Origin of the sequence: Streptomyces sp. NPDC005374 (assembly GCF_042872225.1) — a bacterium.
Classification (GTDB): Bacteria; Actinomycetota; Actinomycetes; order Streptomycetales; family Streptomycetaceae; genus Streptomyces.
In genome coordinates, this window is the sequence record NZ_JBIAKA010000001.1 from 721,721 (window position 1) to 748,525 (window position 26,805).

Here is a 26,805-nt window from a genome sequence, read left to right on the forward strand (position 1 = left end):
GGGAACTCCGCGACCAGCCCCCCACCAACCCGCACCCGCCCACCGACACACCGCCGCATCCCAGCCACAGCCGTCCCCCGCCCCTGCGACCCACGCCGCGGCGGTCCTCAAAAACCGTCCCCGCAACCCCGGGTCGTCGTTCACGCGCTCACCTCCCGGCAAGCCCGGTAGAAGTCCTTCCAGCCGTCCCGCTCGCGGACGACCGCCTCCAGGTACTCCTGCCAGATGACCCGGTCGGCCGCCGGGTCGCGGACGACGGCGCCGAGGATGCCCGCGGCCACGTCTCCGCTCCGCAGGACGCCGTCCCCGAAGTGGGCGGCGAGAGCAAGGCCGTTGGTGACGACCGAGATGGCCTCGGCCGTGGACAGCGTGCCGCTGGGCGATTTGAGCTTCGTACGGCCGTCGGACGCCACCCCGTCCCGCAGTTCGCGGAAGACCGTCACGACACGGCGGATCTCCGCGACCCCGTCGGGCGCGGCCGGCAGGTCGAGGGAGCGGCCGATCTGGTCGACGCGGCGCGAGACGATGTCGACCTCGGCCTCCACGCTCTCCGGCAGCGGCAGCACGACCGTGTTGAAACGGCGGCGCAGGGCGCTGGAGAGGTCGTTGACCCCGCGGTCGCGGTCGTTGGCCGTGGCGATGACGTTGAAGCCGCGGACCGCCTGCACCTCCTGGCCCAACTCCGGTATCGGCAGCGTCTTCTCGGACAGGATCGTGATCAGCGAGTCCTGCACGTCGGCCGGGATGCGGGTCAGCTCCTCGATCCGGGCCGTCATCCCGTCCGCCATGGCCCGCATCACCGGGCTGGGCACGAGGGCGTCACGGCTCGGGCCGTTGGCGAGCAGCTGCGCGTAGTTCCAGCCGTACCGGATCGCCTCCTCCGGCGTGCCGGCCGTGCCCTGCACGAGCAGGGTGGAGTCGCCGCTGACCGCGGCGGCCAGGTGCTCGGAGACCCAGGTCTTCGCGGTACCGGGCACGCCCAGCAGAAGCAGGGCACGGTCGGTGGCGAGGGTGGTGACCGCGACCTCGACGAGACGGCGCGGGCCCACGTACTTCGGGGTGATCACCGTCCCGTCCGGCAGCGTGCCGCCGAGCAGGTACGTCGCCACCGCCCACGGCGACAGCTTCCAGCGGGCGGGGCGCGGGCGGTCGTCCTGCGCGGCCAGGGCGGCGAGCTCATCGGCGAAGGCGTCCTCGGCGTGCGGCCGCAACACCTCGGCCGGCTCCCCATGCTTCGGTTCCACGGACGTCGGTTCAACAGACACAGTCATGGCTGAGGCCCCCTCCAGCTCGGCCGGTTCGGATCTGACACCAACCGTGCACCACGCCACTGACAATGCGATCCGACCTGCGGAAACATGCTCGCGAGGCAGTCTGCCGGAACACGGTCCGGGCCGATTGTCAGTGGGGGGACCTACCTTCGATGACATGACTCAGCAGGGGGTGCGCTGGACGGCGGATCAGGTGCTGGCACTGGCTCCTGACCCCGCATCACGCAAAGCGGGCAGCAAACTCGGCGCGGCCGGTCCGTGGTCCGAGGCGGGGAGTTCCGACGAGGGGACGGTGTGGGGGCTGTGCAAGGGCAGTGGCAGCAAGCCGTATCAGACGGTCATCGACATCGCGGACGCCGCGGGGCCCGCGTACAAGTGCAGTTGCCCGAGCCGCAAGTTCCCGTGCAAGCACGCCCTCGGACTGCTGCTGCTCTGGGCGGGCGGGGAGGGCGCGGTGCCGCCGGGGCCGGTGCCGGACTGGGCGGAGCAGTGGACGGAGGGGAGAAGGCAGCGCGCGCAGGAGAAGCGGACGGCGGCGGCCGCCGGTTCCGTCGCCGGGTCCGGTGATCCGGAGGCGGCCCGGCGCAGGGCGGAGCGCCGGGCCGCACGGATCACGGCGGGGGCGACGGAGCTGGAGCAGCGGCTGGCGGACCTGCTGCGCGGCGGCCTGGCGGGTGCGGAGCAGGCGGGGTACGGCATGTGGGAGGAGACGGCGGCCCGCATGGTGGACGCCCAGGCGCCCGGACTGGCCGCCCGGGTGCGGGAGTTGGGGGCGATCCCGTCGTCCGGTCCGGGCTGGCCGGTGCGGCTGCTGGAGGAGTGCGCCCTCATCCATCTCCTCGACCAGGGCTGGCTGCGCCGCGAGCGGCTGCCGGACGACCTGGCGTCGACGGTCCGGTCCAGGGTCGGCCTGCCCGCCTCGGCGGACGGCCCACCGGTACGGGACCGCTGGCTGGTCCTCGCCCAGTACGACACGGCGGACTCCCGGCTGACGACCCGCCGGATCTGGCTGCACGGCACGGACTCGGGTCGCACGGCACTGCTCCTCTCCTACGGCGCCGCCGGCCGCGCCCCCGAACTCGCGCTGCCGGTGGGCCTGGAGATCGACGCGGAGGTGTCCGCCCATCCCGGCTCCGGACAGCTGCGTGCGGCCCTCGGCGAGCAGTTCGCGCCGCCCGCTCCCGCGGTGACCCGGCCGCCGGGGGTGACGACGGAACAGGCGGCGGCCCGCTACGGCGAGGCACTGCGGGACGACCCGTGGCTGGACTCCGTCCCCGTGACCCTGGACCGGGTGATACCGGCCCCGGACGGCAGCTCCTGGCAACTGGCGGACGCGGACAGCGACTCGGCGCTGCCGCTGACGGCCGCCGCCCGGGCCCGTCCCGGTCTGTGGCGCCTGGTCGCGCTCTCGGGCGGCGCCCCGGTCAAGGTCTTCGGCGAGTGCGGTCACCGCGGCTTCACGCCGCTGACGGCCTGGCCGGAGGGGGCGGGCGAGGCGGTGCGCCTGTGCTGAACGGAACGGCTCGAGCACCCGACCGGACGGAAAGGAACCGTATGAACAAGCCCTCCGCTCCCGCGCCGGACACCTGGGAGGAGCTGGTCACCTCGGCCCTGCTCGGCACCGCGCGCCGGACGCCGCCCGGTCTCGCGCCGGGCCCCGAGGCGCCGGTGGCGTTGCTGGACGCGGCGGCCGTGGAGACCGTACGGCGGCGGGCCGGGCTGCGGCCGGCGCTTGCGGCGGAGCGTCCGCGGCCGGCGCCCGAGGACAGGCGCCCTCCGTTGCCCGCGGCGGCGGCGCGCAGGCTCTCGATGCTGCTCGCCGACCGGCCCGGAGCAGGCGGTGGCGGGGGCGGTCGCAGGGGAACGGCACCGGATCTGATGGAGCTGCTCCCGCAGTGGCTCTCCCTGGCGAACTCCCGCGATTACGCGGCACCACCGCAGCTGCTGCCCGCGCTGCTGGACGCGGCCCGGGGCCGTACGGACCTGCGGCCGGCGGCGTTGGCCTTCGCGGGCCCGCGTGCCATCTGGCTCGCCCGGCTGAATCCCGACTGGCGGTTCGCCCTGCGCGCGACACCCGGCGGCGGGGCGGCGCTCCCGCCCCCCGAGGACACCGCCGGGGTCCGACAGCTGTGGGAGGAGGGGCTGTTCGCGGAGCGGGTCGCACTCCTCGCGGCGATACGGGCCCGGGAAGCCGCCGCCGCGCGTGAGTTGCTCGCGACGACCTGGGCGACCGAACGGGCCGAGGACCGGCTGATGTTCCTCGACTCACTGCGCACGGGTCTGGGGCCGGACGACGAGCCGTTCCTGGAGCAGGCGCTGGCGGACCGGAGCCGCAACGTACGGTCGACGGCCGCGGAGTTGCTGTCGACGCTGCCGGGTTCGGCGCTGGCGGCGCGGATGGCGGTCAGGGCCGGGGCGTGCGTCGCCGTCGACCGCACCCAGGACACGCCGACGATCCTCGTCGAGGCCCCGCACGAGTGCGACACGGGCATGGAACGCGACGGCGTCGTACCGAAGGCACCCTCGGGAAGGGGGGAACGGTCGTGGTGGCTGGGGCAGTTGGTGGAGGCGGCGCCGCTGGAGGTGTGGCCGGGCCGGCTGGGCGGGCGGACGCCCGGGGAGATCGTGGCGTTGCCGGTGGCGGACGACTGGCGGAACGAACTGCATGCGGCGTGGTGCCGGGCTGCCGTGCGGCAGCGGGACGCCGGGTGGGCTCGGGCGCTGCTCGGGGCACCCTCGGCGCCGGAGGCCGGGGGGCCGGGGGCGGTGTCACTGGCCGAGCGGGCCAAGCTGCTGAGCACGTTGGGCTCCCGCGAACGGGCCGAGTGGGTGGCGGGGTTCATCGCGACGCACGGGTTGTCCGAGGCGTTTCAGCTGCTGGGCGTGTGCGGGGTGCCGTGGGCCGCGCCGCTGGGGCGGGCTGTGGTCGACGCGCTCAACATCGCTCGGGACGCGGGGAGTTACCCGTGGAGTTTCAGTGGCGTGATGGGGCTGGCGGAACGATGTCTGGACCCGGCGGAGGCGGGGCGGCTGGAGGGACTGATGGCGGTGCCGGACGAGGGAGAGGACGCGAGTCCTGGAGCGGGCGGCTACTGGGCGGAGGCGTTCCAACGGTTGGTCACCACGTTGCGGCTGCGGGCGGCGATGCGGGAGGAACTGGAGGCCGTGTGACGCGAGGTCCCGGTCGGGCAGTCGCGGCCACTGCCTCCGACCCACCGCTCGAGCCCGAGCGCTGCGGCTAAGCCGGCCTGCTCACGTTCGCCCGGACCCAGTCCACGATCGACGTGGTCGTCGCCCCCGGGGTGAAGATCTCCGCGACGCCCTTCTCCTTGAGGAGCGGGATGTCCGTCTCGGGGATGATTCCACCGCCGAAGACCAGGATGTCCGCCGCGTCGCGCTCCTTCAGGAGGTCGATGACCGCGGCGAAGAGGGTGTTGTGGGCGCCGGAGAGGATGGAGAGACCGATCGCGTCGGCGTCCTCCTGGACCGCGGTGTCGACGATCTGCTCGGGGGTCTGGTGCAGACCGGTGTAGATGACCTCCATGCCGGCGTCGCGCAGGGCCCTCGCGATCACCTTGGCTCCGCGGTCGTGACCGTCGAGTCCCGGCTTGGCCACCACCACGCGGATCGGTCCGGCTGCCACACCCATCACCGTCTCCCTTCACTGTCTCCATGAAGCGACTGAATCCGTTTCTACCGACTAGTACCGCACGGACCCGGAATGTGAACGAACGTTGTCGCCACCATCCCGCAACCTGCGGTTTCGCGGTGGACAGCGAGGGGGAAATCACATGGTGGGACACGTTCGGGAGCCGCAACGAGGTCGTCCCACCGCCGCGCCGCAGGCCGCGCGCCGCGGCGGTGGGACGCATCGGCGACGGCACGAAGGGCACGTAGGACAGGTAAGGCACGACAGCGGGGAGCCTCGTCGCCACACCGACAGGGCGGCTCGTGACGTCACCGGCGCACCACCAGCACCACCGGCCATATCCGCACTGCCGACAACATCCAGACCATCGGCACTGTCAGCACCACACGCATCACCCGCACCACAGTTCCGTCACCTCCGCCGCCCCACCCGGCGGCCCCGGAACTCCGCGCCGCTCGCCCCACCCACCCCGCGCGCCCCTCTCGCGCCCAGTCGACGACCTCCGCCGCGACTTCCCATGAGCGCACACGGGGGACGGAGTCGTCCTCCCGTGTGCCGACAGGAGGTCGGCCATGAAGGTCACCAAGGCGGCGCTGCCGCTGCTCCCGCTCTGTCAGCGCCTGCTTCCCGGCAGGCTGGCGGGACTCTCCCTGGCCCTTCTGAAGGCGACCGCCCTGGAGATCGCGATCCTCGCGGGGCATCTCCTCCTCTACCCGTCCGGCATCACCCAGGAGCGCCGCTCCCCGCTCCCCGCACCGGAGGACGGCGCCGCGCAACTGCCGACGCAGGCCAAACCCCCGGTCGTCCTGCTGCACGGCTTCATCGACAACCGCTCGGTCTTCGTGCTCCTGCGCCGCAGCCTCGCCCAGCACGGCAGGCAGCAGATCGAGTCGCTCAACTACTCCCCGCTGACCTGCGACGTCCGCTCCGCGGCGGAGTTGCTGGGGCGGCACATAGAGGAGATCTGCGAGCGCACGGGCAACACCCGGGTCGACATCGTCGGGCACAGCCTGGGCGGCCTGATCGCGCGCTACTACGTGCAGCGCCTCGGCGGTGACGCCCGCGTCCGCACGCTGGTGACGCTCGGCACCCCGCACGCCGGCACCCGGGTGGTGCCGCTGGCGAACGCGCACCCGATCGTGCGCCAGATGCGCCCCGGTTCGGAGTTGCTGGAGGAGCTCGCGCGGCCGGCTCCGGGTTGCCGTACGCACTTCGTCAGTTTCTGGAGCGACCTCGACCACCTGATGGACCCGCTGGAGACCGCCTGCATCGACCATGCCGACCTGGAGGCGGAGAACGTCCGGGTGAGCGGGATCGGACATCTCGCCCTGCCCGTGCACCCCGCCGTCGCGACCGGCATACGGCAGGTGCTCGACACCGCGCGGGCCGGTGAGGAGACGGCCGCCCGCGCGGGCGGACTGACCGTGGCGTAACGGGCGTATCGGCCACCGGTCACAGGCCGTCGACAGGTCCCCGACAGCCGCCGGACCACGGGCAGACGTCGGACCGGCATCGAACAGTCGTCGAACACAGGGCCAAAGTCACGCCCGCAGTCCCCCGAAACACAGCCGAATGCCCGTTTCCTGCGCGCCTAAAACCAGTTGAAGATTGTCGCGCCCGCATACCGACGGGTACAGTCGCCGCACTGCTCTGGCAGCCCCTGTTGTCGAGGCGAAAGAGAAGCTGGTGAACGACCGTCACCCGTCGGGGATCATGACCACCCCGGCTCCGGCTTCCGACGCCGCCTCGTCGCCCTACGCGTCGTACGGCACACAGGAGGCTCAGTACGACGGCCTCACCACGTACGGCGCCTACGACACCTCCGGTTTCGACACCTCGGGCACCCACGGCGCGCACGCCACCGGCACCTTCGAGACCGACCCGCTCTTCGGTAACATGCCGGGCGACGACACCGGTTCGTACGACGCCACGATATGGTCCACCGGCGGTCACCAGACCCTGAACTACGACGCGTACGCGGCCCAGCACCACGCCGCCTACGACACCGGCGCGTACGACGCCACGCAGTGGGGCGCCCACCACCAGCAGCTCTCCGCGATCCCCGCGCAGGCCAACGGCCCCGACGCCAGCGGTCACTGGGACGCGCGCGCCTGGCAGCACCCCGACCCCTCCGCGGGCCCGGCCGACCAGACCCAGCACTGGGAATGGGGCACGCAGGCCTTCGACACCGGGGCGTACGACGCCACGCAGTGGAACTCCGACGGCACGGCGGCCGACCCGCAGGCGACGGGCACCGTCGAGCAGGCCGGACACGACGAGAGCCACGCGCACGCCGAGGCGAATCCTTACGGCGACGCCTACGACGAACACGCCTCGCACGACCACGAGTCGACCGCCGCTCTCACCGCCACCGGCGAGATGCCCGCCGTCCACGACACCGATGCCGCACTCCTCGACGACGAGGAAGAGGTCACCCCGGCCTCCGCTCCGGCCCCCGCCCCGGGATCACGCGTCGCCGCACGCAACGCCGGCCGCTCCCGTCGCCGTATGCCCGCCAAGCGTTCCGCGCTGATGACGATCGCCGTTCCCTCGGCGTGTGTCATGGGTGTCGCGGGGATCGCCGCCGCCTCGGTCGGCACCTTCACCGGTGACGACAAGGACACGTCGACGACCCTGGCGGACACGACCGCCGTCGCGCCGGTCGCCGCGAACAACAAGCTGGACAGCCAGCTCAAGAGCCTTTCGGCCGGCGCCGACGACTTCGCCGACCGGGCCAGCCGTACGCAGGAGCGCATCGACCTCAAGGCCCAGCAGGTGGCCGAGAAGAAGAAGGCTGCGGAGGAGGCGGCCCGCAAGGAGCGGCTGCGCCCGAAGTTCGCGCTTCCGGTCGCCCAGCACGGACTGAGCGCCTACTTCGGCCAGGCCGGCGTCAACTGGATGTCCGTCCACACCGGCATCGACTTCCCCGTCTCCTACGGCACGACGGTGATGGCCGCGACCGACGGCACCGTCCGCACGGAGTGGAACAGCGCCTACGGCAACATGATGATCGTGACCGCCAAGGACGGCACGGAGACGTGGTACTGCCACCTCTCCAGCTACCGCGTCTCCTCCGGTACGACGGTCCAGGCCGGCGACCCGATCGCATACAGCGGCAACTCCGGCAACTCCACCGGCCCGCACCTGCACTTCGAGGTACGGCCGGCCGGCGGGTCCGCGATCGACCCGCTGCCGTGGCTGCGCAGCCACGACCTGGACCCGACGTAGGGCGTAAGGCCTCGGGCCCGGCCGCCCTCTCCGGGCACCGACTACAGCTTCTCCACCGGCGCGTACCGCAGCAGCAGCCGCTTCGGCTTGGCCTCCCCGAAGTCGACCGTCGCCTCGGCGTTCGCCCCCGTGCCCTTGACCCCGACCACCGTGCCCAGCCCGAACTGGTCGTGGGTGACACGGTCGCCGACGGCCAGGGAGACCACCGGCTTCTCCGAACCCCTGCGCGTCGCGAAGCCGGACGCACCCGACGCCGAGGAGCGGGAGCGGGACGAGGACAGTGAGGCGGCCACCCCGGACGCCGGTCCTGAGGACACCGGAGCGGTCGCCCCGGTGCGCTTCCAGTCCACGTGCTGCGCCGGGATCTCCTCCAGGAAACGGGAGGGCGGGTTGTACGACGGCTGCCCCCACGCGCTGCGCAGGGCGGAGCGGGTCAGATACAGCCGTTCACGCGCACGCGTGATGCCGACGTACGCCAGGCGCCGCTCCTCCTCCAGCTCCTTGGCCTGGCCGAGGGCGCGCATGTGCGGGAAGACGCCGTCCTCCATGCCGGTGAGGAAGACGACCGGGAACTCCAGGCCCTTGGCGGTGTGCAGGGTCATCAGGGTGATGACGCCGGAGCCGTCGTCGTCCTCGTCGGGGATCTGGTCGGAGTCGGCGACCAGGGCGACCCGCTCGAGGAACGCCGCCAGCCCGACCGGGGCCGGCGCGTCCCCTTCCTCGGACTCCCCGGCCTGTCCTGCTTCCTGCTCGAACTCCAGGGCCACGGCGGCGAGTTCCTGGAGGTTCTCGATCCGGGTCTCGTCCTGCGGGTCGGTCGAGGCCTGCAACTCGGCCAGGTAGCCGGTGCGTTCGAGGACCGCCTCCAGGACGGTCGCCGGGCTCGCGCCGGACTCGACGATCGTACGGAGCTCCTCCATGAGGACGTTGAACCGCTTGACGGCGTTCGTCGACCGCGCGGCCATGCCGTACGCCTCGTCGACGCGCCTGAGCGCCTGCGGGAAGCTGATCTTCTCGCGCTGGGACAGGGCGTCGATCATCGCCTCGGCGCGGTCGCCGATGCCCCGCTTGGGGACGTTGAGGATCCGGCGCAGCGGCACGGAGTCCTCGGGGTTGGCGAGGACGCGCAGGTAGGCCAGGACGTCCCGGACCTCCTTGCGCTCGTAGAAGCGGACACCGCCGACGACCTTGTAGGGCAGGCCGACACGGATGAAGATCTCCTCGAAGACACGGGACTGGGCGTTGGTGCGGTAGAAGACGGCGACATCGCCCGCCTTCGCGTCGCCCGCGTCGGTGAGACGGTCTATCTCCTCCGCGACGAACTGCGCCTCGTCGTGCTCGGTGTCGGCGACATAGCCGGTGATGCGCGCGCCCGCGCCCGCGTTGGTCCACAGGTTCTTGGGGCGGCGGGACTCGTTGCGCTCGATGACCGCGTTGGCGGCGGTGAGGATCGTCTGGGTGGAGCGGTAGTTCTGCTCCAGGAGGATCGTCGTCGCCTCGGGGTAGTCCTCCTCGAACTGGAGGATGTTGCGGATGGTCGCGCCGCGGAAGGCGTAGATCGACTGGTCGGCGTCGCCCACGACGCACAGTTCGGCGGGCGGCAGGTCGTGCTCGGCGGGCGGTACGTCCACGGGGTGCTCGGAGGTCCCGACCAGCTCCCTGACCAGCGCGTACTGGGCGTGGTTGGTGTCCTGGTACTCGTCGACGAGGACGTGCCGGAAGCGGCGGCGGTAGTGCTCGGCGACGTCCGGGAAGGCGCGCAGGAGGTTGACCGTCGTCATGATCAGGTCGTCGAAGTCGAGGGCGTTGGCCTCGCGGAGGCGGGACTGGTACATGGCGTAGGCCTGGGCGAGGGTCTTCTCGAAACCGTCGGAGGCCTGGGCGGCGAAGTCCTCCTCGTCGATCAGCTCGTTCTTGAGGTTGCTGATCTTGGCGCTGAAGGACTTCGGCGGGAAGCGCTTGGGGTCGAGGTCCAGGTCACGGCAGACGAGGGCCATGAGGCGCTTGGAGTCGGCGGCGTCGTAGATCGAGAACGACGACGTGAAGCCGAGCCTCTTGCTCTCGCGCCGCAGGATCCGCACGCACGCGCTGTGGAAGGTCATCACCCACATCGCGTTCGCGCGCGGGCCGACGAGCTGCTCGACGCGCTCCTTCATCTCGCCCGCGGCCTTGTTGGTGAAGGTGATCGCGAGGATCTGGCCCGGGTGGACATTCCGCTCGCCCAGGAGGTGGGCGATGCGGTGGGTGAGCACCCGGGTCTTGCCGGAGCCCGCGCCGGCCACGATGAGCAGCGGGGTGCCGGAGTGCACGACGGCCGCGCGCTGGTTCTCGTTCAGCCCGTCCAGGAGCGCGGCCGGGTCCACCACCGGGCGGGGGGCGCCGTCGCGGTAGTACGCGTCCCGGTCCGGCGGCGCGTCGAACTTCCCGCCGAACAGGTCGTCCGGAACGGTCTCCGGTCCGTGCTCGTCCTCGGGCGGCGGCGGAGGCTCCTCCCCGTGCCCGCGAGGGGTCTGGAGGTCCGCCAGGAAGCTGTCGTCAAAGAGGCTGCTCATCGCTCTCCGAGTCTAGGGTGCGCCACTGACAGCCCGCCCCCGCCCCGGGAACATCCACGGAATCCAGGGCCTGGCACCGCTCGGATTCCGAATCCGGGAAGTGGGCCAAATACCCTGATCCAAGACAAAAGTGCGATTCTCTCCAGATCGCCCACATCAACCCGCCGGGCAGTACCCGAGCCGAAGGTCACAAAAACGTATCGGGCATATCGAACATCAACCTTCACAAGGGCCACACCAGTTGGCTACCGTGCCGAGCAGGCCGTACGACCCCCACCGGCGAACGTCGCCGGGCCGCACGGCCTCCGCCGAGTCCGCAGCGCCGCCGCGCGCCCGGAGCCGGGGACCCACCGAACCTGGGGTGAATCGGCCGACTCCCACGCACGGGAGCGCCGTAGGGCAAACCTTCCGAAGCACCTCTTCGCCCGAACCCGACAGCTAACCCGGTAGGCGGAGCACTGGAAGGAGTCGCCTCCCTTGGCGTCGCACCGCAAGTCGCGTCCCGCTGGTACGCGCGTAGCAGGCATACGGACCCCGGCCCTCGCGACGGCCGCCCTCACCTCCGTGGCCCTGCTGTCCCAGTCGGCGAACGCCGCGCCGGCCGCCGATGACAAGCCGAGTCTCGAAGAGGTCGAGAAGAAGGTCGACGACCTCTACCGCCAGGCCGAGTCGGCGACCGACGGCTACAACTCGGCCAAGGAGAAGACGGCCAAGCAGCGCAAGCAGGTCGACACGCTCCTCGACGACGTCGCCCGGCGCACCCAGAAGCTCAACGAGGCGCGGGAGCAGCTCGGCTCCTTCGCCGCCGCCCAGTACCGCACCGGCGCCGCAGCGCCCGACACGGCGACCTTCCTGCTCGCCGACACCCCGCAGGACTACTTCGACCAGACACAGCTGATGGGCCGCCTGACGAACCGCCAGAAGGGGGCGGTCGACGACTACGTCTCCGAGCAGTCGGCGACGATGAAGAAGCGCCAGGAGGCCTCTCAGAGCCTCCAGACACTCAACGAGACGCAGAGCGACCTGAGGACCGCGAAGGCGACGGTCCAGAAGAAGCTCGCCGTCGCGCGCGAGCTGCTGTCGGAGCTGACCGCCCAGGAGAAGGCACGCCTCGCGGCGATCGAGAAGGAGAAGCAGGAGGCCGCGGCCCGCAAGGCCGCGGAGCTGGCGCGGCAGCAGGCCGCCGCGGAGAAGGCCGCGCAGGAGACCACCGCCCCGCAGGAGAGCTCACCGAGCGCGTCGACGGCGAACGACGCCTCGTACGCCACCAAGGCCGCCAAGGCCCTCGCCTTCGCCCGCGCGCAGGTCGGCAAGCCCTACGTCTGGGGCGCCACCGGCCCCGGCTCCTACGACTGCTCGGGCCTCACCCAGGCCGCCTGGAAGGCCGCCGGCGTCTCCCTCCCCCGCGTCACCTACGACCAGGTCGACGCCGGCACCACGGTCTCCCTGGCCGACGCCAAGCCCGGCGACCTGGTCTTCTTCTACGACGACATCAGCCACGTCGGCCTCTACATCGGCAACGGCATGATGATCCACGCACCGAAGCCGGGCGCGTACGTCCGCGAGGAGTCGATCTACTACGACGGCGAGTCGGCGATCCACAGCGTGGTGCGGCCGGCCTGAGCTCTCAGGTCCACAGCACCGCGATGAAGATGTTCGCCGTGGTCAGCGCCCCGACCAGGCCGAACAGGCTCTTGTCGACCTTCTCGTCGTCCCGCTTCACATACACGAGGCCGAGGATCACGATCAGAAGGGCCAGCTTCACGCCGATCTTGATGTTGTTGACGTGCTGGTCGTCGGCCTGGTTGAGGCCGACCAGGATCACCCCGGTGACCAGCATCGTCGCGGCGCCGTGCAGCATCGCGGGGACGAACCGGGCGGCGCCCTGGCCCATCGCCTTCATCTGGGTGAGGAAGCCGCCGAGCAGCGAGGCGATCCCGATGATGTGCAGGCCGACGAAGAGATGGATGAGTACGTCCATGAGCCCGGAGCTTATGCAGGGGTGCGAGCCGGACCAGACACCGCCCCACCCCACATGACCCGATCTTGCATATATGCGGCCCATAGCATCCCGTCACCCCCGCGTGCCCGGAAATCGTGACTTCGGTCAGCGCACCGCGCGAAGTCGACGGCGCCACCCCGCGATCATGGTCACCTTCGGTCACCCCGCGATCCCCTGGCAGCACTTCCGCACAATGCGTTACCTCCCGGACACATTCAGGTTTAGCGTCCTCCACCAGGTGACCGGCTCCCCACCGCCGCCCGGGCCAGGGGCGGCAGTCGGCCACCACCGCCGAGAAGGTCCGGCGGCGGCCCGCTCCCCCTGTGCAGGCCGCCGCCGGACGCGCAAACCGCCCCGGGGCGGTCGTACGGCCGCACCCCCTGGCGTCGTACGTCCGATGGGCCCGGGGCGGGCGGTCGACGAAAGGACGTGCAGTCCACGTGGCAGTGCACCGCAAGCCCCGCCAACGCTCGGCCGGCGGCCATACGGTCCGTGCGGCAGCGACGATCGCCCTCGCGGGGGCGGCGACCGCGACGGCTTTCGACGGGACCGGACACGCCGAGCCACAGCTCTCGCCGACACAGGTGAAGGCGAAGGTGGACCGGCTGTACCAGGAGGCGGAGGCCGCCACCGAGAAGTACAACGGCGCCAAGGAGAAGGTGGCGGCCGCCGAGACCCGCCTCGACACCCTGCGGGACGAGGCGGCACGCAGGACCGAGCGGCTCAACGAGGCGCGGGACGCGCTGGGTTCGATCGCCGCGGCCCAGTACCGCGGCGGTGCACTGGACCCCGCGATGCAGCTCGCCTTCTCCGACGACCCCGACCACTACCTGGACGGCGCCGAGTTCGCCGAACGGGCCGGTGCCCGCCAGGCGACCTCCGTGGCGAACGTCCGGCGGCAACTGCGGGAGATCGAGCAGTTGCGCGGGGCCGCGCACATCGAACTGACCTCACTGAAGTCACGCCAGGCGGAACTGAAGCGCCACAAGAAGACGATCACCGGAAAGCTGGACGCGGCGCGCCGACTGCTGTCCCAGCTGCCGGCCGGGACTCGGGCGGAGTCCGGGGAGACCGGTTCCCGTGCCTCACGGGCCACGACCGGCGCGCGCGAACACCTGACGACACCCGGCGCGGCCACCGCGAAGGCCCCCAACTCCCGTGCCGCGGCAGCCGTCTCCTACGCCTACTCCAAACTCGGCAGCCCCTACGTCTGGGGTGCCATCGGCCCCGACGCCTTCGACTGCTCGGGCCTCGTCCAGGCCGCGTACCGCTCCGCGGGCATCTCCCTGCCCCGCACGACATACGCCCAGATCGGCGCCGGCCAACGCGTCTCGCGCTCCGAACTCCTCCCCGGCGACCTGGTGTTCTTCTACTCCGGCATCAGCCACGTCGGCCTCTACATCGGCGACGGCAAGATGATCCACGCCCCCAACCCGTCGGCACCGGTACGGGTGGCGCCGATCGACGAGATGCCGTTCGCGGGGGCCACTCGGGTGGTGTGAGCGCGCGCGTGGCCCCGTGAGCGTCAGACCAGCCGCCGTGCCGTCGCCCACCGGGTCAGCTCGTGGCGGTTGGACAGTTGCAGCTTCCGCAGTACCGCCGACACATGGGACTCGACCGTCTTCACCGAGATGAACAGCTGCTTGGCGATCTCCTTGTAGGCGTAGCCGCGCGCGATGAGCCTCAGCACCTCCCGCTCGCGCTGGGTGAGCCGGTCCATGTCCTCGTCGACCGGCGGGGCGTCGGTGGAGGCGAAGGCGTCCAGGACGAAGCCGGCCAGTCGCGGGGAGAAGACGGCGTCGCCCTCCTGGACGCGGAAGACGGAGTTGACGAGGTCCGTGCCGGTGATCGTCTTCGTCACATAGCCGCGCGCACCGCCCCGGATCACTCCGATCACGTCCTCCGCAGCGTCCGAGACGGACAGGGCGAGGAAACGGACGGGGTGCTCGGCGTCGGCCATCAACGGGGCGCAGCGGCGCAGCACTTCGACCCCGCCGCCGCCCGGGAGGTGGACGTCGAGGAGGACGACCTCGGGACGGGTGGCGGTGATGACGGTGACGGCCTGCTCGACGTCCGCGGCCTCCCCGACCACCTCGACTCCCGTCTCCTCGGTCCGGCCGATCTCGGCCTGGACGCCCGTACGGAACATGCGGTGGTCGTCGACGAGGACCACGCGCACGTGCCGCCCGCCCGCGCCCTCGGCCGGCGTCGGCTCTACGGGGTCCGTGTTCGCCTCGGTGGGGTCACTCATGACGTCTTCTCCGCCCTCTCCATCTCCAGCTCGACCTCCGTGCCGCCGCCCGGCACCGCGCGCAGCCGGGCCGTGCCGCCATGACGCTCCATGCGGCCGATGATCGATTGTCTGACACCCATCCGGTCGGCGGGTATCGAATCGAGGTCGAAGCCGGGGCCGCGGTCCCGCACGGACACGAACACGGTCCTGCCCTCGACCTCGGCGTAGACCTGTACGGCGCCGCCCTCGCCACCGTACTTGGCGGCGTTCACCATCGCCTCGCGCGCGGCCTGCATCTGTGCGCCGGTTCTCTCGTCGAGCGGGCAGTCACCGACGACCACGACCTCTATGGGGACGCCGTGCTTGTCCTCGACCTCGGCGGCGTTGCGCCGCACGGCGTCGGCGAGGCCGGTGGGTTCGTCGGCCTCGTCCTTGCCGGTGCCCTCGGGTTTGTAGAGCCAGGTCCGCAGGTCGCGCTCCTGCGCGCGGGCCAGGCGGCGCACCTCGTTCGCGTTCTCCGCGTTGCGCTGGATCAGGGTCAGCGTGTGCAGCACCGAGTCGTGGACATGGGCCGCTACCTCCGCGCGCTCCTGGGCGCGGATGCGCATCAGGCGCTCCTCGGAGAGGTCCTGGGTCATGCGGACGAGATACGGCCCCGCCAGCAGCGTTATACCGACGAGGACCGCGAGGGCCGCCTGCAGGACGGAGCCGAGGTGGGCGGCGGAGCCCTGGAGGACGAAGACGCCGGAGACACCGGCGGTGACCAGGAGGACGCCGCCCGCAGCGCGCAGCAGCGAGAGGGTGCGCCGGCGACGGCCCACCTCCATCCAGCGGGCCCGGCGGGCGTTGTCCGCCTGGCGCCAGACGAGGGCCACACCCGCGCCGACGAGGACGATGGGCCAGAGGTAGGCCCTGGCTCCGTTGCCCACGTTGACATTGCCGACGAAGACCATGGCCACGACGACCATGAGGAGCAGGGCCGCGATCTGGCCCTTGTCCGGTCGGCGGGCGACGAGTCGGCGGCGGCCGTCCGGCGAGGTCTCGGTGGAGACCAGGGACGGAGTCCGCTGACCGCCGACCCCGCCGACGCCGAGCGGCACGAAGAACCAGAACGCGGCATACAGCAGGGCACCGAGGCCGTCCGCGGTGAACAGGCCGACGAAGACGAGCCGCACCCAGATGACGGGCAGCCCGAGGTGCCCGGCGAGCCCCCGCGCCACACCACCCAGCCAGCGTCCGTCACTGCTGCGGTAGAGCTTGCGCGGCGGCCGCGGTTCGACGAGTGGCGCTGTTGCGGCTTCCGGCATGCCATCGATCGTCACACGGCCGGGGTGCGAGGGCATCAGGGTTGGCCCCCGAGACTCCCCTGATCTTCGAACGGCGCGTCCTCCGAACGCTTCCCCCGCCCCTCTCAGGGCCGATATCAGGGTCCGGCCAGGGTCGTCCCGACTCCCGCCAGGCCCTCTCGCCCGTCACCATGGACACATGACAGATCACCAGCACGCCGCGGGCGCCGGATCCGGCGGAGGCCCGGACCCGAGCACAGGCCCGGGCGCGGGCACACCCGCCGACACCGGCGAGGGCTTGCGCGTGCACGGGCGGGCGGGCGCGCGGAGAGAAGGGAGCGAGGGAGGCACGGCGGAGAGTACGGCAGAAGGCACGACCGAGAAGCCGGGCCCCGCCACCACCCCCCTCCGTTTCCGGCGGGACCGGCCGCACCAGGTGCTCGCCGGAGTGTGTGCCGGGCTCGGGCGGCAGTGCGACATGGACCCGGTGATCTTCCGGATCACCCTGGCGGTGCTGTCGGCGACCGGCGGCATCGGCCTCATCTTCTACGGCTTCGCCTGGCTCTTCGTCCCGTACGAGGACGAGGACGAGAACGAGGTGCGCAAGCTGCTCACCGGCCGGGTGGACGGCCAGGCGCTGACCGGCGTGCTGTTCGCCCTGGTCGGCTGCGGGGTGTTCCTGACCATGCTGAGCAACACCGGCGTGCTGACCTTCGCCGTTGTTCTCTCCCTGCTCCTCGCCGGAGCCGGCTACTGGTCGTGCAACCGCGGCACCCCCGACCCGGACCCGCTCTCCGCCCAGGTCGTCGCCGACGCCCCGCCGGAGGCCCAGGCCCCGCCGGTGCCCGCCGGCCACCCCTCCTGGTGGCGCGACCCCATCGTCAAGGACGGCACGCACGTCGGCGGCACGGGGTACCTGTGGGGCCCGAAGGACTCCCGCGAACGTGACATCGCGGCGGCCGTCAGCATCGGCCTCGGCACCCCGTGGACCCGTCGCGAGGACATCCGGGCGGCCCACCTCCGCCGGCCCGCCCCCCGCGGCCCGCGGTGGATCGGTGGCTGGATCTTCCTGCTCGCCCTGCTGGCGGGCGGCCTCGGCACCGGAGCGACCTGGGAGGAGCACCCCCTCGGCACCAGTCTCCAGACGGGCCTGGCCTGCGCGCTGATCGTCTTCGGCGTGGGCATGGCGATCAGTTCCTTCCTGGGCCGCACAGGGGCGGGCTCGCTCCTCCTGGCGATCATCACGGCGGGCCTGCTGGCCACGTCCGCCGCCCTCCCCAAGGACATCACCACACACTGGGTCCGCACCGGCTGGACACCGGCAGCAGTGACGGACGTCCGCCAGGACTACGAACTCGGCACCGGCGTGGGCACCTTGGACCTGACCCGTATCGACGTCGCCGAGGGCAGGACAGTGACGGCCCAGGCCGACGTGGGAGTCGGCCGACTGGTGGTGATCGTGCCGCCGGGCGTGACCGTGAAGGCGAGCATCGACGTGGGAGTGGGCGACATCCAGTTGCCGGGCGACGAACAGGGGGACGTGGACGTGGAACCGGGCAAGCACAAGGAGGTCACCCTGTCACCGACCTCGGACACCGAGAAGGCCGGCACGCTCGACCTCGACCTGCGGGTGGGCATCGGCCAGGTGGAGGTGAGCCGTGCTGCGTCATGAGTTCCAGCCGGGAAGGCTGGTCGCCGGACTCTTCCTCACCGTCGCGGGCATCACCTACGCCGGCGATGCGGGCGACGCGTGGGACACCCCGTGGTTCGCGGTGATCCCGATCGTCGTGGGCGGCCTCTGTCTGGCAGGTGTGGTGGGCCTCCTGACCCGGACCGTACGCAACCGACGCGGAAGCCGCCGTACGAGCACACCGACCGGATCCGACGGGACCGACCGGATCGACAGGACCGACCAGGCTGCGCCGCCACCCGCACCGCACTGAGACACGGCGCAGGTGATCCCTGCGCCCTCTCTCAAGAGGCCTGGGTGGCTCCGCCGCCACCGGTAGCTCCGCCGACCGGAGCTACCGGTAACCTCCCGCCCGCTGCCGTCGTCGGGCGCGCAAGGCGGCGTCCACGGAAAACACGGAGGCACCCGCGAGGACGAGGGGCAGCCAGGCCATCAGGTAGGCGAGATCGTTGCCGTAGTAGTAGGGGTCGGAGGCCCAGCTCACCGTCAGCCACAGGCTGAGCGAGATCAGCGCGCCGCCCAGTGCGGCCAGGCGGGCGAGGATGCCGAGCAAGGTGCCGATGCCCACCGCGAGTTCGCCGAAGGCGATGGCGTAGCCGAAGCCGGCGGGGCTCTTCAGGGACAGGTCGACCAGCGCGGGGATGGCCGAGGAGTCCCGGACGGAGCGCATCATGTCGCCGATGGAGCCCGCGCCGGAGCCCTTCATGAAGGCGCTGTCGGTCAGCTTGTCCAGACCGGCGTAGATGAAAGTGACGCCGAGGAAGATGCGCAGCGGCAGCAGGGCGTACTGGCCGATGCTGTCCCGCCAGGACGGTTCTTCGTCGTAGTAGGGGGCGTGCGTGTCCGTACGGAAACTGTGAGTCATCGCTCCGAGCCGCCTCTCACCAGCGTGCCTAGACCCCTCACAAGACGATACGCAGGAAGGGGCGGCGATGCTCAATGCGGTTCGGACGAGTTTTCGTCAGTCGGGTCACGGGCCGGCCGACCGGCCGTGTGCGATGCGGTGCGGGCAGCCGCCGTCCCGGGTTTCCCGCTGCTCAGTCCGTCACGTCGATCGCGTACCGGTTCGTCTCCGCCCCCGTCGCCGTCACCACCTGCACCTCCACCCGGCCCGGCTCCACGTCCGCGGGAACCGGCACGGTCAGCACCTCGTCCGTGGGGTTGCTGAACCCCCCGGCGACGGGCACCAACGGCACGTGCACGTTGACGGGCCCGATCCGCACCACCATCCGGGCCAGCCGGTCCGCCCGCTGTGCCCCCGGCGGCACGAATCCGGCACCCCGGATCTCGATGTCGTCCCCGGTGCGGATCGGTCCGTCGAGGTCACCCGCCTCACGCGAGCGCACTACGGAGAGGATGACCGGCCGCCCGCCCTCGGCGTACTTCCCGGCCACGTAGGTCGCCGCCGACACCAGCACCACCACCGCCAGCCCCCAGGGGAGATCCGGCAGTTGGTCCGGCCGCCGCGCCAGCCGCACGGACGCGAAGAGCAGTGCGACCGCGCCGATCACGACGTACTGGATGTCGGCGAAGGTCCCCCGCCCGGAGTCGTCCGTCAGCAGGTCGGCGGCGCGCGGCCGGTCCGCCCGTACCTTCTGCAGCCGTTGTCCGAGCACGCGCAGTCCGACCACCCGCCGCACCAGTACGGCGATCCCGCACACCACGGCGAGCACGGTCACGACCCCCGCGCCCCGGGCCAGTTCGAGCCCGGAGATCAGCGTGTCCCGCTGGGCCGCGTCGGAGGCCGCGGCGAGCCGTCCCACCAGGACGAGCACCGCGTAGGCGACGAACAGCACCCAGGCCACCGCGACGGCCCGGGAGGTCGACAGCCGGTTGTCCTCACCGATCACCGGCGCGAGCACACCGCCCCGGGCCCGGTGGAACCAGGACGCCACGGTCAGCGCACCCGCGATCACGAGCGCCGCCAGCAGGCCGGCCGTACGCGCCGCGGTCCAGCCCGCTCCGATGGCGGTCAGCGCCTGGACGAGCAGCAGTACCACCACCCCCGCCCACACCGCGTACGCCGTACGGCGCCACAGTCGCGCGAGCCAGGCGGCGCCCTCGGCCCGTCCCCGCTCGGCGACGACCTCCGCGGACTGGGTCAGTTCCTCCGAGACCCACTGCCGGGAGGCCGACGCGGAGTGCGCCACGGCCGCGGGCAGTCCCTGTCCGGAGGCGAACTCGTCCCGCTTCAGGAGGAATGCGGCCACCGCCCGCCGATGTCCGGCCCGCGCCCCGTGCGGACAGTCCCCGCAGGTGCAGCCGCCCTCGTGCGCGCCCCCGAGCGCACCGCCGTCCGCGCCCTGTCTCGCTTCCTGCACCGCCACGCCCGACGCCTGCCTTCCCGCAACCCTGGTGAACCTCTGGCCCCACATGACCTCACGGCCCGCCGACCGCACAACCCGTAAACCCGAACGGCCTGCCGACCGCGACAGCCACAAGCCCGCTCCACCTGGTGGACCCGAGTCGCTCGCGGCCCGCCGCCGACCACGAATCCGGCCGCGACCCCACGAACAACTCCGGACAACTCCCCGGCGATGACAGCGAATTGTGCCCTACGGCACACCGCACCCGTCCGCCAGGTCTGGTCAGCGCGGGTGAAGCGGGGCCCGCCGTGTTGACCCGGCTGCGAGAATTCCCCCATGGCCGAGATCATCCAGCGTGACGGGACCTGGGTCTTCGACGGCACGACGGTCAGAATCACGCCGGGACTTCACCGCTCCGTGCCGCTGTTCCGGCAGACGTACGGGGAGATCGCCGTGCCCCTGGAGGCCATTTCCGGCGTGGCGTTCGAGCCGGAACGCAAGCGCGGACGGCTGCGGATGCGGTTGCGCGAGGGTGCGGATCCGCTGCTGCACGCGACCGGTGGGCGCCTGCCGGATCCGGCCGACCCGTATCGGCTGACCGTGGACGTGGACCGTGCCGGGGTCGCCGAGTACGTGGCCGAGGAGATCCGCCGCTCCCTCCTGCTGGACCAGATCCCCAAGGAGCCGACGAAGACGTATCTGCTCCCCGGCCCTCCGGTCCCGGTTTCGGTGCGCTCCTCGGACGGCACGGTCTCCTTCGACGGCAACCGGGTCCGCATCGACTGGGCCGACACCTCCGACCGTGTCAAGCGTGCGACCGGCCCGCGGATCATCGACGTGGGGGAGCTCGTCCACGTCGAGTGGCTGCCCAACGCCGGGTACGAGGACGGTTTCATGCGGTTCGTGACGCGCGGGACGTCGTTCTCGAAACTGCCGCCCGAGAAGGACCCGTACGCCCTCGACCTGTGGGGCAGCACCCGCCGCGACCTGCTCACGGCCATCGTCGCGACGGCGGTCACGGCCCGGCTCCCGCACCCCTCGATACGCGACGGCGTCGAGTACGACGGCGAACACACCGCCCGCCCGCGGCTGACGGCGTCCACCGTGCCGCCATCGGCCGACCATCACGACGTACTCCTGCGCAGGCTGCGGGAGTTGGGCGAGCTGCACCGCGACGGCGTGCTCACGGACGAGGAGTTCGCGATGACGAAGACCGCCGTACTGCGGGGTTTCTGAGGCCCGCGGAACGCCACGTCACGACAGCAGATCCGGCTCGCTCCTGCTGATGTCCTGCCACATCGGCTGGTAGTTGATCCACGCCACCAGGTCCCCGCCCAGTTGTTCCCGCGTGGCCACCGCCGCCCGGTGATCGATGACCACCGGTCTTCCGGCGGCCCGGGCGAGCAGCTGCACCTGGCTGGACCGGTCCATCGACACGAACCACCAGGCCGCCGCGTCCACCGAGTCCCCGACGGTCAGCAGTCCGTGGTTGCGCAGGACGAGCGCCTTCCGGGACCCGAGCGCGGTGGCGATCCGGCGGCCCTCCTCGGCGTCGACGGCGACTCCGGTGTAGGCGTCGTACAGGGCGTGGTCCTCGTAGAAGGCGCAGCTCTCCTGGTTGAGGGGGTCGAGGAGGTCGCCGAGCGCGGCCAGCGCCCGCCCGTGCACGGAGTGGCAGTGGGCGACGGCGACGACGTCCGGGCGGGCGGCGTGCACCTGGGAGTGCACGGTGAACGCGGCCTGGTTGACGTGGTAGCGGCCGTCGAGCACCTGCCCGTCGGAGTTGGCGAGCACGAGGTCGCTCACGGTGACGTGCTTGAACGGCATGCCGAAGGGGTTGACCCAGAAGCAGTCGGTGAACTCGGGGTCGCGTGCGGTGATGTGTCCGGAGACGCCGTCCTCGAAGCCGAGCCGTCCGAAGATCCGCAGCGCGCCTGCGAGCCGTTCCTTGCGGTGCCGGCGTTCCTCCTCGACGGAGTCGTGCATGGGCGGCATCGCGAACTGGAGCTTCTCGGTGGGCAGCGGCATCGGCGGAGTGGGCCCGAGGGGCGTCCCGTGCATGTGTCCTCCGGCACTGGGTTGCTTCACGGGGCGGAAGTTACCGTCAGTCAGGGCAAGAGAACAGGGCTGGTTTGTAAAGATGACGCACGCAATAAATACCTGACAGAAGATGTCGGGTATCGGCGGAAGACTGACCGTTATGAACTGGGCAGCTTTCTCCTCAGCCGAACCCGACCTGGCCAGGACCGCCGAAGAGCGTTTCGGCGCGTTCACGCACCACGTCCTCGCCACGCTCCGCAAGGACGGCTCGCCACGCACCACCGGTCTGGAGGTCCGCTTCCTGGGCGGCGAGCTCTGGCTCGGCATGATGCCGGATTCGCTCAAGGCGCTCGACCTGCGACGGGACCCGCGGTTCGCGCTCCAGGCGAACCCCGGGGAGGGGCAGTCCCTGGGCGGGGGCGACGTCCGGATCGCCGGGCGGGCGTTCGAGGTCGAGGAGCCGCGCACCAAGGCCGCATACGTCGAAGAGGTGAAACCGCCGGAGCCGTTCCACCTCTTCCGCACCGAGCTGACGGAGGTCGTGAGGACCTGCGTGGAGGACGAGAAGTACCTCGTCCTCCAGATCTGGAAGCCCGGTCAGCCTTCGCGCACGATCAAGCGCACCTAGGGCCTACTCCCACTCGATGGTGCCCGGCGGCTTCGACGTCACGTCGAGGACCACGCGGTTGACGTCGGCCACCTCGTTGGTGATCCGGGTCGAGATCTTCGCGAGGACCTCGTACGGCAGCCGGGACCAGTCGGCCGTCATGGCGTCCTCGGAGGAGACCGGGCGCAGGACGATCGGGTGGCCGTAGGTGCGGCCGTCGCCCTGGACTCCGACGCTGCGGACGTCCGCGAGCAGGACGACCGGGCACTGCCAGATGTCCCGGTCGAGGCCGGCCGCGGTCAGCTCCTCGCGGGCGATGGCGTCGGCGTCGCGCAGCAGGTCCAGGCGCTCCTTGGTGACCTCGCCGACGATCCGGATGCCGAGGCCGGGGCCGGGGAAGGGCTGGCGCTGGACGATCTCGTCGGGGAGCCCCAGCTCCTGGCCGACCATCCGGACCTCGTCCTTGAACAGCTTGCGCAGCGGCTCGACGAGCTGGAACTCGAGGTCCTCGGGGAGGCCGCCCACGTTGTGGTGGGACTTGATGTTGGCGGTGCCGGTGCCGCCGCCGGACTCGACCACGTCGGGGTACAGGGTGCCCTGGACGAGGAACTCCACGGCCGGGCCCTCGTCCGCGATGATGTCGGCCTGGGCCTGCTCGAAGACCCGGATGAACTCCCGGCCGATGATCTTCCGCTTCTCCTCGGGGTCCGAGACGCCCTTGAGCGCGGTCAGGAAGCGCTCCTCCGCGTCGACGACGACCAGCTTCACGCCGGTCGCGGCCACGAAGTCCTTCTCGACCTGCTCGGTCTCGCCCTTGCGCATCAGACCGTGGTCGACGTACACGCAGGTCAGCTGGTCGCCGATGGCGCGCGCGACCAGGGCCGCGGCCACCGCGGAGTCCACGCCGCCGGACAGGCCGCAGATCGCGCGCTTGTCGCCGACCTGCTCGCGGATCAGGGCGACCTGCTCGTCGATCACGTTGCCGGTGGTCCAGTCCGGCTTCAGACCGGCGCCCCGGTACAGGAAGTGCTCCAGGACCTGCTGGCCGTGCGTGGAGTGCATGACCTCGGGGTGGTACTGGACGCCGTAGAGCTTCTTCTCGTCGTTCTCGAAGGCGGCGACCGGGACGACGTCGGTGGACGCGCTCACGGTGAAGCCCTCGGGGGCGGCGGAGCAGGCGTCACCGTGGGACATCCACACCGACTGCTCGTCGGGGGTGCCCTCGAAGAGGGTGGAGCCCGACTTCGAGACGTGCAGGGGCGTGCGGCCGTACTCACGCGCGCCGGTGTTGTCGACGGTGCCGCCGAGGGTGGTGGCCATCAGCTGGAAGCCGTAGCACATGCCGAAGACCGGGACGCCGGCCTCGAAGAGCTCGCGGTCCAGGCGCGGGGCGCCCTCCGCGTACACCGACGAGGGGCCGCCGGAGAGGATGATCGCCGCAGGGTTCCTGGCGAGCATCTCCGCTACCGGCATGGTGCTCGGCACGATCTCGCTGTAGACCCGGGCCTCGCGGACACGGCGGGCGATGAGCTGGGCGTACTGCGCGCCGAAGTCGACGACCAGGACGGTGTCGGGGGCGGGGGTCGCTGATGACACGGGGTGCCTTCCGGCGGTCGGGCGGGGGTCTGTGATGTCGATTCTAACGGGGTGGCGGTGGCCGGCCTCCCGGCACGGTGCGTCATGGCATACTGGCGCCCATGCTCACGCACCCGACCTTCCTCTTTACCTATGGCAACCGGCCCGCCGGCTGCCATGGTCGTGCTGCTTGAGCAACTGACAAGCGACTTCCCAGGCGCCCCGGGCCGACAAGGTCCGGGGCGCCTGGTGTTTTCCGGATCCTGTCGCTCCGGGGCACCCACCCCACCCAGGAGCCCCGCATGACCACCACACCGGAAGCCACCATCGCGGACGCCCGTGCCCGCATTGACGCGCTCGACGACCGGATCATCGGTCTGATCCAGGAACGCGTGGCCGTGTCGGCCGTCGTCCAGGAGGCCCGGATCACCTCCGGCGGCCGGCGCGTGAACCTCTCCCGCGAGATGGAGATCCTCGGCCGCTACAGCGATGCGCTCGGCAGGCCGGGCACCCCCCTCGCCATGACGCTGCTCGAACTGTGCCGCGGTCGCATCTGAGTTCGGGCCCGGACTCACCCGTACGGTGCGTGACCGCGACCCGCGAGGCCTCGTTGGTGGTGGTGTCCGTGCCAGCCAGGGGCGGGCCCGACAGAACCACGCGTGGCTCGCTGGAGCGATGAGACGCACGGAACGTGCAGTGCGTCGTGGGACCTCGCTCCAGGAAGTGACCGGACGGCAGGGGACAGCAGCCCGGTCACCCAAGAGAAACGGCCGGCTCCGGGGACGCCCGGGGCCGGCCGGCGGGGCAAGTACCGGCACAAGGCTGGGTCAAACGGTTGCGGAGGCCGCGCCCATCCAGCACGATGTCTGGAAAGCCCCCAAATCCCTCCGCGGACAACTGCATTCGCATTGTGTCGACGTACTGCCAAAGGTCCAGACCAGTCGCGCGCCCCCTGCGCGCCGGGGCGCCGACCGAGGGCACGTCCGGCGACAAGGGCACAGAGAGCAAGCGGCGCAACCCCCCGGCGCCGCTCCCAGGCACCGGCGCTGCCCTGACGTCGGTGCTGACGAAAGAAGGGCCCCGCGGCTCCGTCCCGTGGGGCCCTTCGCCTGTGCGGACTTCTGCGCGGACTTCTGCGCGGGCTCCTGTGCGGACTCAGACCCGGGAGACCGTCCCGCAGGCTTCGTCGCCGTTCGAGTCGATGGTCTCGCTCCGGTCGTAGGGGTCCGTCGTCGGTCCCGAGGGGGCCGCTCCGCTCGGCTCGGACGACGGGAAGTGCGGGTGCAGATAGCCGTCGTACACGTCGCAGGCCGAGTTGTTGATGTCCTGGTCCCACTTCACGATGTTGAGCTTGCCGGGGGTCACCCGGTACCTGGACGGGTCGGGGATGTCGACGTCGAGGACCCGGCGGATGATGGTGCGGGTGACCTCCGTGGAGCCATTGGTCTGGACGACCGGGTAGACGAAGGTGTAGTCCGCGTGCACGACGACCGAGGCGTTGTCACCGGCCTTGAACGTCATCCTGCCGCGGGTCTTCACGACGTCGCCGACCAGCCGGGCCTCCTTGGGGTCGAAGCGGCTGAACATCCACAGCGGGTCGTGCTTCTTGTCCGGCTTGCTCAGCGCGGTCTCCAGCAGCCCGCGGACGTCCTTCTGCACCGGGTCCAGGACGTCGAGTGCCGCCTCGGGCCGCTCCCCGCGGAGGGTGCCCGGGTCGAGGTTGGACTCGACCAGGAGCTTCTTGGTCAGCTTCAGCGCCTGCTCGGTCTTCGCCGCGGACTGTCCGCCGACGCCCTTCGCCTTCGGTACGACGATCCCGGCCGCGCCGTCCGCCCACCGCTTGGCCGGCGATCCGGCGAACGGCTCGTCCAGGGTGGGGACTTCGGGGGCCTCGGCGGAGGGCGCCGCGGTCGGGGCCGCCGTCTCCACGGGCAGCGCGGAGGCCACGGCGTCGCCGGCTTCGTCGGATCCCCCGCCGAAGAAGTCGCCCGGCACCAGCGACGGCTTCACCGCCACGACGGCCACCACGACCGCGATCGCGACACCGAGGACGCCCCACAGACCCCGCCGGCTCTTCTTCTCCTGCCAGGCCGGTCCGGTGCGCCAGCCCTCCGGCAGTTCGCCGCGTGCTTCGTTCCGCCGCAGTCGTTCCGTCACCTCGCGGGCCCGCGAGGACGGTTCCTTGGGTGCTGAGGCTCGGATGTCCCGTTCGGAATCCCGCATGAACTTTTCCCAGACGTCGTCCGGGATCTTGTCGTCTTCTGACACGTGGGTAAGTTCTAGGGCCTGCGAAAGCCTGTTCACAAGGTGAACCTGTATGTGACTCAGCCCACATAAGGTTTCTGTGAATGCCCGCACAACCTTTG

General features: G+C 71.3%; 22 protein-coding genes and 1 riboswitch. Of the genes, 11 read left to right on the forward strand and 11 right to left on the reverse strand.

All coding sequences use genetic code 11. From position 1 onward, the window contains the following. Positions 1-140 precede the first annotated feature (140 nt). A complete protein-coding gene (locus tag ACFYRX_RS03420) occupies positions 141-1,271 on the reverse strand; it encodes an AAA family ATPase (protein WP_389096186.1) in 1,131 nt (376 codons plus the stop codon). 157 nt (positions 1,272-1,428) lie between these two features. On the opposite strand from ACFYRX_RS03420, the gene ACFYRX_RS03425 reads away from it, so the two are divergent. After that, positions 1,429-2,784, forward strand: a complete 1,356-nt coding sequence (locus ACFYRX_RS03425) for an SWIM zinc finger family protein (RefSeq protein ID WP_389096187.1) — start codon at positions 1,429-1,431, stop codon at positions 2,782-2,784. 41 nt (positions 2,785-2,825) lie between these two features. Beyond that, a complete protein-coding gene (locus ACFYRX_RS03430) occupies positions 2,826-4,442 on the forward strand; it encodes a DUF5691 domain-containing protein (RefSeq protein ID WP_389096189.1) in 1,617 nt (538 codons plus the stop codon). 67 nt (positions 4,443-4,509) lie between these two features. On the opposite strand, the gene ACFYRX_RS03435 is transcribed toward ACFYRX_RS03430, so the two are convergent. Continuing rightward, the gene (locus tag ACFYRX_RS03435) at positions 4,510-4,920 is read right to left on the reverse strand and encodes a cobalamin B12-binding domain-containing protein (RefSeq protein ID WP_389096191.1); all 411 of its coding nucleotides are present in this window, start codon (positions 4,918-4,920) and stop codon (positions 4,510-4,512) included. Positions 4,921-5,492: 572 nt separating this feature from the next. Between ACFYRX_RS03435 and ACFYRX_RS03440 the strand changes: the two genes are divergently transcribed. After that, complete coding sequence (locus ACFYRX_RS03440) at positions 5,493-6,353, forward strand: lipase family alpha/beta hydrolase (protein ID WP_389096193.1); 861 nt, start codon at positions 5,493-5,495, stop codon at positions 6,351-6,353. Between the two features lie 280 nt (positions 6,354-6,633). Further along, positions 6,634-8,148 (forward strand): M23 family metallopeptidase, encoded by a 1,515-nt coding sequence (locus ACFYRX_RS03445; RefSeq protein ID WP_389096922.1) that lies wholly within the window; start codon positions 6,634-6,636, stop codon positions 8,146-8,148. 41 nt (positions 8,149-8,189) lie between these two features. Here ACFYRX_RS03445 and pcrA read toward each other — a convergent pair whose 3' ends face one another. Further along, entirely contained in the window at positions 8,190-10,700 is a 2,511-nt protein-coding gene (pcrA, locus tag ACFYRX_RS03450) for a DNA helicase PcrA (protein WP_389096194.1), read from the reverse strand. 296 nt (positions 10,701-10,996) lie between these two features. After that, positions 10,997-11,170: riboswitch (cyclic di-AMP (ydaO/yuaA leader) on the forward strand. Positions 11,171-11,177: 7 nt separating this feature from the next. Between pcrA and ACFYRX_RS03455 the strand changes: the two genes are divergently transcribed. Then, positions 11,178-12,323: an NlpC/P60 family protein gene (locus tag ACFYRX_RS03455; RefSeq protein ID WP_389096196.1), complete on the forward strand. Its 1,146-nt coding sequence runs from the start codon at positions 11,178-11,180 to the stop codon at positions 12,321-12,323. Between the two features lie 4 nt (positions 12,324-12,327). Here ACFYRX_RS03455 and ACFYRX_RS03460 read toward each other — a convergent pair whose 3' ends face one another. Then, positions 12,328-12,681 (reverse strand): hypothetical protein, encoded by a 354-nt coding sequence (locus tag ACFYRX_RS03460; RefSeq protein WP_389096198.1) that lies wholly within the window; start codon positions 12,679-12,681, stop codon positions 12,328-12,330. Positions 12,682-13,142: 461 nt separating this feature from the next. Between ACFYRX_RS03460 and ACFYRX_RS03465 the strand changes: the two genes are divergently transcribed. Next, positions 13,143-14,204 carry an NlpC/P60 family protein gene (locus ACFYRX_RS03465; protein WP_389096200.1) on the forward strand — a complete coding sequence of 354 codons (1,062 nt, stop codon included), beginning with the start codon at positions 13,143-13,145 and terminating at the stop codon, positions 14,202-14,204. Positions 14,205-14,227: 23 nt separating this feature from the next. Here the strand turns inward: ACFYRX_RS03465 and ACFYRX_RS03470 are convergent, their stop codons facing one another. Together ACFYRX_RS03470 and ACFYRX_RS03475 are read right to left on the reverse strand one after the other, a co-directional pair. Then, the gene (locus ACFYRX_RS03470; protein ID WP_389096202.1) at positions 14,228-14,953 is read right to left on the reverse strand and encodes a LuxR C-terminal-related transcriptional regulator; all 726 of its coding nucleotides are present in this window, start codon (positions 14,951-14,953) and stop codon (positions 14,228-14,230) included. Beyond that, positions 14,950-16,278: a PspC domain-containing protein gene (locus tag ACFYRX_RS03475; RefSeq protein WP_389096203.1), complete on the reverse strand. Its 1,329-nt coding sequence runs from the start codon at positions 16,276-16,278 to the stop codon at positions 14,950-14,952. The genes ACFYRX_RS03470 and ACFYRX_RS03475 overlap by 4 nt, the downstream gene beginning before the upstream one ends. 142 nt (positions 16,279-16,420) lie before the next feature. Between ACFYRX_RS03475 and ACFYRX_RS03480 the strand changes: the two genes are divergently transcribed. Together ACFYRX_RS03480 and ACFYRX_RS03485 are read left to right on the forward strand one after the other, a co-directional pair. Further along, positions 16,421-17,893, forward strand: coding sequence for a PspC domain-containing protein (locus tag ACFYRX_RS03480; protein WP_389096205.1), 1,473 nt, complete (start codon positions 16,421-16,423; stop codon positions 17,891-17,893). After that, positions 17,880-18,164 carry a hypothetical protein gene (locus tag ACFYRX_RS03485; RefSeq protein WP_389096207.1) on the forward strand — a complete coding sequence of 95 codons (285 nt, stop codon included), beginning with the start codon at positions 17,880-17,882 and terminating at the stop codon, positions 18,162-18,164. The genes ACFYRX_RS03480 and ACFYRX_RS03485 overlap by 14 nt, the downstream gene beginning before the upstream one ends. Positions 18,165-18,245: 81 nt before the next feature. Here ACFYRX_RS03485 and ACFYRX_RS03490 read toward each other — a convergent pair whose 3' ends face one another. Together ACFYRX_RS03490 and ACFYRX_RS03495 are read right to left on the reverse strand one after the other, a co-directional pair. Continuing rightward, the gene (locus ACFYRX_RS03490; RefSeq protein WP_389096209.1) at positions 18,246-18,776 is read right to left on the reverse strand and encodes a DoxX family protein; all 531 of its coding nucleotides are present in this window, start codon (positions 18,774-18,776) and stop codon (positions 18,246-18,248) included. A 172-nt stretch (positions 18,777-18,948) separates the two neighbouring features. After that, positions 18,949-20,238, reverse strand: coding sequence for a hypothetical protein (locus ACFYRX_RS03495; RefSeq protein WP_389096210.1), 1,290 nt, complete (start codon positions 20,236-20,238; stop codon positions 18,949-18,951). Positions 20,239-20,553: 315 nt separating this feature from the next. On the opposite strand from ACFYRX_RS03495, the gene ACFYRX_RS03500 reads away from it, so the two are divergent. Beyond that, entirely contained in the window at positions 20,554-21,453 is a 900-nt protein-coding gene (locus ACFYRX_RS03500) for a DUF4429 domain-containing protein (protein ID WP_389096212.1), read from the forward strand. 18 nt (positions 21,454-21,471) lie between these two features. Here the strand turns inward: ACFYRX_RS03500 and ACFYRX_RS03505 are convergent, their stop codons facing one another. Continuing rightward, a complete protein-coding gene (locus tag ACFYRX_RS03505; RefSeq protein ID WP_389096214.1) occupies positions 21,472-22,278 on the reverse strand; it encodes a class II aldolase/adducin family protein in 807 nt (268 codons plus the stop codon). Between the two features lie 139 nt (positions 22,279-22,417). On the opposite strand from ACFYRX_RS03505, the gene ACFYRX_RS03510 reads away from it, so the two are divergent. Beyond that, positions 22,418-22,885, forward strand: a complete 468-nt coding sequence (locus ACFYRX_RS03510) for a pyridoxamine 5'-phosphate oxidase family protein (RefSeq protein ID WP_389096216.1) — start codon at positions 22,418-22,420, stop codon at positions 22,883-22,885. Positions 22,886-22,888: 3 nt separating this feature from the next. On the opposite strand, the gene guaA is transcribed toward ACFYRX_RS03510, so the two are convergent. Further along, a complete protein-coding gene (gene guaA, locus ACFYRX_RS03515; RefSeq protein ID WP_389096217.1) occupies positions 22,889-24,460 on the reverse strand; it encodes a glutamine-hydrolyzing GMP synthase in 1,572 nt (523 codons plus the stop codon). A 281-nt stretch (positions 24,461-24,741) separates the two neighbouring features. Between guaA and ACFYRX_RS03520 the strand changes: the two genes are divergently transcribed. Beyond that, a complete protein-coding gene (locus ACFYRX_RS03520; protein WP_389096219.1) occupies positions 24,742-24,996 on the forward strand; it encodes a chorismate mutase in 255 nt (84 codons plus the stop codon). Between the two features lie 598 nt (positions 24,997-25,594). On the opposite strand, the gene ACFYRX_RS03525 is transcribed toward ACFYRX_RS03520, so the two are convergent. Beyond that, positions 25,595-26,743: a hypothetical protein gene (locus ACFYRX_RS03525; protein WP_389096221.1), complete on the reverse strand. Its 1,149-nt coding sequence runs from the start codon at positions 26,741-26,743 to the stop codon at positions 25,595-25,597. Positions 26,744-26,805: the final 62 nt, after the last annotated feature.

What these genes read in the sequence shown, in the direction of transcription:
- ACFYRX_RS03420 (WP_389096186.1), bottom strand. Translation starts at nt 1,271, where the DNA reads ATGACTGTGTCTGTTGAACCGACGTCCGTGGAACCGAAGCATGGGGAG.
- ACFYRX_RS03425 (WP_389096187.1), top strand. Translation starts at nt 1,429, where the DNA reads ATGACTCAGCAGGGGGTGCGCTGGACGGCGGATCAGGTGCTGGCACTG.
- ACFYRX_RS03430 (WP_389096189.1), top strand. Translation starts at nt 2,826, where the DNA reads ATGAACAAGCCCTCCGCTCCCGCGCCGGACACCTGGGAGGAGCTGGTC.
- ACFYRX_RS03435 (WP_389096191.1), bottom strand. Translation starts at nt 4,920, where the DNA reads ATGGGTGTGGCAGCCGGACCGATCCGCGTGGTGGTGGCCAAGCCGGGA.
- ACFYRX_RS03440 (WP_389096193.1), top strand. Translation starts at nt 5,493, where the DNA reads ATGAAGGTCACCAAGGCGGCGCTGCCGCTGCTCCCGCTCTGTCAGCGC.
- ACFYRX_RS03445 (WP_389096922.1), top strand. Translation starts at nt 6,634, where the DNA reads ATGACCACCCCGGCTCCGGCTTCCGACGCCGCCTCGTCGCCCTACGCG.
- pcrA (WP_389096194.1), bottom strand. Translation starts at nt 10,700, where the DNA reads ATGAGCAGCCTCTTTGACGACAGCTTCCTGGCGGACCTCCAGACCCCT.
- ACFYRX_RS03460 (WP_389096198.1), bottom strand. Translation starts at nt 12,681, where the DNA reads ATGGACGTACTCATCCATCTCTTCGTCGGCCTGCACATCATCGGGATC.
- ACFYRX_RS03470 (WP_389096202.1), bottom strand. Translation starts at nt 14,953, where the DNA reads ATGAGTGACCCCACCGAGGCGAACACGGACCCCGTAGAGCCGACGCCG.
- ACFYRX_RS03475 (WP_389096203.1), bottom strand. Translation starts at nt 16,278, where the DNA reads ATGCCCTCGCACCCCGGCCGTGTGACGATCGATGGCATGCCGGAAGCC.
- ACFYRX_RS03480 (WP_389096205.1), top strand. Translation starts at nt 16,421, where the DNA reads ATGACAGATCACCAGCACGCCGCGGGCGCCGGATCCGGCGGAGGCCCG.
- ACFYRX_RS03490 (WP_389096209.1), bottom strand. Translation starts at nt 18,776, where the DNA reads ATGACTCACAGTTTCCGTACGGACACGCACGCCCCCTACTACGACGAA.
- ACFYRX_RS03500 (WP_389096212.1), top strand. Translation starts at nt 20,554, where the DNA reads ATGGCCGAGATCATCCAGCGTGACGGGACCTGGGTCTTCGACGGCACG.
- ACFYRX_RS03505 (WP_389096214.1), bottom strand. Translation starts at nt 22,278, where the DNA reads ATGCACGGGACGCCCCTCGGGCCCACTCCGCCGATGCCGCTGCCCACC.
- ACFYRX_RS03510 (WP_389096216.1), top strand. Translation starts at nt 22,418, where the DNA reads ATGAACTGGGCAGCTTTCTCCTCAGCCGAACCCGACCTGGCCAGGACC.
- ACFYRX_RS03520 (WP_389096219.1), top strand. Translation starts at nt 24,742, where the DNA reads ATGACCACCACACCGGAAGCCACCATCGCGGACGCCCGTGCCCGCATT.